The sequence below is a fragment of the Streptomyces sp. SID5785 genome (assembly GCF_009870065.1).
Classification (GTDB): Bacteria; Actinomycetota; Actinomycetes; order Streptomycetales; family Streptomycetaceae; genus Streptomyces.
The window spans coordinates 1-2,822 of sequence record NZ_WWIA01000221.1; the positions used below are offsets into that span (position 1 = coordinate 1).

At 72.6% G+C, this 2,822-nt stretch carries 4 protein-coding genes; 3 read left to right on the forward strand and 1 reads right to left on the reverse strand.

Going from position 1 to position 2,822, the window contains the following annotated elements:
- The coding region (locus GTW43_RS06790; RefSeq protein WP_161300714.1) for a glutaredoxin domain-containing protein at positions 1–401 on the reverse strand (401 nt) is incomplete at its 3' end.
- Between the two features lie 84 nt (positions 402–485).
- Between GTW43_RS06790 and GTW43_RS06795 the strand changes: the two genes are divergently transcribed.
- The 3 genes from GTW43_RS06795 to GTW43_RS06805 form a co-directional block, all read left to right on the forward strand.
- The gene (locus GTW43_RS06795) at positions 486–1,241 is read left to right on the forward strand and encodes a phosphotransferase (RefSeq protein WP_161300715.1); all 756 of its coding nucleotides are present in this window, start codon (positions 486–488) and stop codon (positions 1,239–1,241) included.
- A 121-nt stretch (positions 1,242–1,362) separates the two neighbouring features.
- Positions 1,363–1,896 (forward strand): sigma factor, encoded by a 534-nt coding sequence (locus GTW43_RS06800; RefSeq protein ID WP_161300716.1) that lies wholly within the window; start codon positions 1,363–1,365, stop codon positions 1,894–1,896.
- A partial coding sequence (locus GTW43_RS06805; RefSeq protein ID WP_161300717.1) for a zf-HC2 domain-containing protein occupies positions 1,889–2,822 on the forward strand: 934 nt, incomplete at its 3' end. The genes GTW43_RS06800 and GTW43_RS06805, both read left to right, overlap by 8 nt.

The following is a 2,822-nucleotide window of genomic DNA, read 5'->3' on the forward strand; positions in this document are numbered from 1 at the left end:
GGAGCGGGATTGGTGTGGGCGCGGCCCGCCACGACGACGGTCGGCACGGTCTCGTTGCCCTCGTTGGCCGCGCGCACCGCTGCGGCTCCGTCCGGATCGCGCCAGATGTTCACCCAGTGCGCCCGGCGTGCGCGGTGAGCCAGCCGGAACCTGAGCCGCAGGCAGAACGCGCAGCCCGGACGCCAGAAGACCACCGGTCGCCCGTCGGCGGCACTGCGGCGCCCGGCCTCGGCCGCGCTGACCGACCGTGGGAACACCAGGGGCGAACACACCACGGCGAACACCACGAACACCAGCAGTTCGGCTCCGCCCGTCGCCCGGTGTCCGCCCAGGATCAGCCCCGCCGAGACGAGACAGCCGCAGAGCACCAGGAGCAGGGGGAGGGTCCAGGCGCGCATCATGGTGCCGCAGACTACCCGCCGCGGCGCCCGGACCCCTCGAAAACCGGGCGACGCCGTCGATCTCCCCCGCAATACTGGCTGCCCATGGATGAGGTCAACGTCGTCGTCGCCCATTCCGAGCGCGCGACCCTGCGCGTCGGTGACATGTTCCTGAAGGTGGACGCCGACGCGGCACGCCTCGACGGCGAGGCCGCGGCGATGGCGCTGGCTCCGGTCCCCACGCCCCGGATTCTGTGGCGGAAGCCGCACGTACTCGCGATCGCGGCGCTGGCGGGATCGACGCTCGGGCGGCTCGGGGGCCCGTCGACCGGGTCGCCGCAGGCGTGGTCCGCGGCGGGCGCCGCTCTCCGGGCCCTGCACAGCGCACCGCCGCCGTCCCGCCCGGGGCGGGCCGGACGGGACGCGGTCGCGCTGGCGCAGGAGCTGGACGACGAGTGCGAGCTGCTCGTGAGAACCGGCATCCTCCCTCACAACCTGGTCACCCGGAACCGACGGGTCGCCGAGGCCGCCCTGCGCCCGTGGACACCGGCGTTCACCCACGGCGACCTCCAGATCGCCCACGTCTTCGTCGAGGGCGACACGGTCACGGGCATCATCGACTGGTCCGAGGCGGGCCGGGGCGACGCCCTGTACGACCTGGCCACCTTCACCCTCGGGCACGAGGAGCGTCTCGACGACGTCCTCGCCGGGTACGGCACCGCCGTCGACCTCGACGTGATCCACGCATGGTGGTCGTTGCGGAGCCTGCTGGCGGTGCGCTGGCTCGCCGAGCACGGCTTCGATCCGTTCGCGCCCGGATGCGAGGTCGACGTCCTGCGCCGGGCCCGCGACAGGGGATGAGAGGAAGGGCAGCCGGAGGGGAACGCGACCACTTCGGAGTGGCGGCCTGCGGATTCGGTCTCCCGGGAAGGAGCGAAGACACTAGTCTCCTCGGTGGTCGATCCTTGTGTGGGGGTGAGTGATGGCGGGCACGACGGAGGCTGTCGACGAAGCGGCCTGGGAGCGTAGGACGCAGACGAGACTGGCTCGCGGAGAAGCCGCCGCCCTCGGTGAGGTGTACGACCGGCACGCGCGTCTCGTGTACGCCGTGGCCGGTCGTCTGACCGGCGACGAGAAGGCCGCCCAGGAGGCGGTCACCCACGTCTTCCGCCTGCTGTGGACACAGCCGGACCGCTTCGACGCCGCCCGGACGCGGCTGCGCACCTGGTTCGTGTCCGAGGTCTGCGCCTACGTGACGACCGTGCGCCCCGGGACGCCTCGCGTGACGCACACCGCGCCGGAGCGGGCTCGTCTCGAGGCGGCCGACACGGCACTGAGCTCGATGAGCCTGAAGGCCAGGGGCATGCTGCGGCTCATCCACCAGAGCATGCTCACGTATCAACAAGCCGCGCAGGAAATGGGACTCGAGCCCGAGGAGGCCCTGGACCATGTGCGGGACGGGTTGGATTTGATGTTGCGCTGCATCGGGCTGCCTTCGGGAGTCGACCATGGCTGACGGGACCGCACGGCACACCCGGGTGAAGCGCCTGCTGGGCGTGTGGGTCATGGACGCGTGTGACCCGCTGGAGGCGGACGAGGTCGCGGAGCACCTGAAACAGTGCGCCGACTGTGCCGCCGAGGCGGAGGAACTGCGGGGCGCGACGGAGCTGCTCCACCCGCACATGGACCTGGACCTGCCCCCGGGCCTTCGCGCCGAGGTCCTCGGCACGTGCCTGTCCGCCCGTCCCCCGCAGGTCCACGTACCGGACTACGCGCGGCCCTTCGACGCGGAGACCGCGCGGCTGGACGCGCTGCTGACCGACATGGGCGCCGCCGGATGGGAGCGGGAAGTCCGCCTCGAGTGGCTGGAGGAGAACCGTACCGCCACCCGCGGCACCACCGTGTCGGGAGTGCTGGGGCATCTCCTCGCGGTCGACGGCCTGGTGAGTTCGAGCCTCGGACTGCCCGACCCGGTGCCCGCCGATCCGGCCGACGCGGAGGAGACACCGGGCGCGGGGGCGGACCCGCTGGCCCGCACCGAGCGCTTCTGGGAGCACGGCCGGACCGAGCGGAGCGAGGATCCCGCCGTCGACGGGGAGGCGCTGCGCGAGCAGTGGCGCGAGCACGCCTACGAGCTCATCAGGACGTGCTCGTTCGGCCAGGGCGGCGTAGCGGACATCCCGGTCCCGTACGGCGAGGGTGTCCAACTGCCGTTGCGGCTGGCGCTGCTGGACCGCGCGTTCGAGACGTGGATCCATGCGACGGACATCGCGGACGCGGTCGACCACCCCTATCCCCCGCCGGTCCCCGACCACCTGCGGACACTGATCGGCGTCGCCGTGCAGATGCTGCCGGCGATTCTCGCCGCCCGGCGTCAGGCCGGTCTGGCCGCGCCGCCGCGGACCCTTCTCGAGCCCGGCACGCCCGGCCGCAGCGTCCGTC

Excerpts from the sequence above, each read along its gene's own strand:
- GTW43_RS06795 (WP_161300715.1), top strand. The coding sequence starts at position 486 with ATGGATGAGGTCAACGTCGTCGTCGCCCATTCCGAGCGCGCGACCCTG.
- GTW43_RS06800 (WP_161300716.1), top strand. The coding sequence starts at position 1,363 with ATGGCGGGCACGACGGAGGCTGTCGACGAAGCGGCCTGGGAGCGTAGG.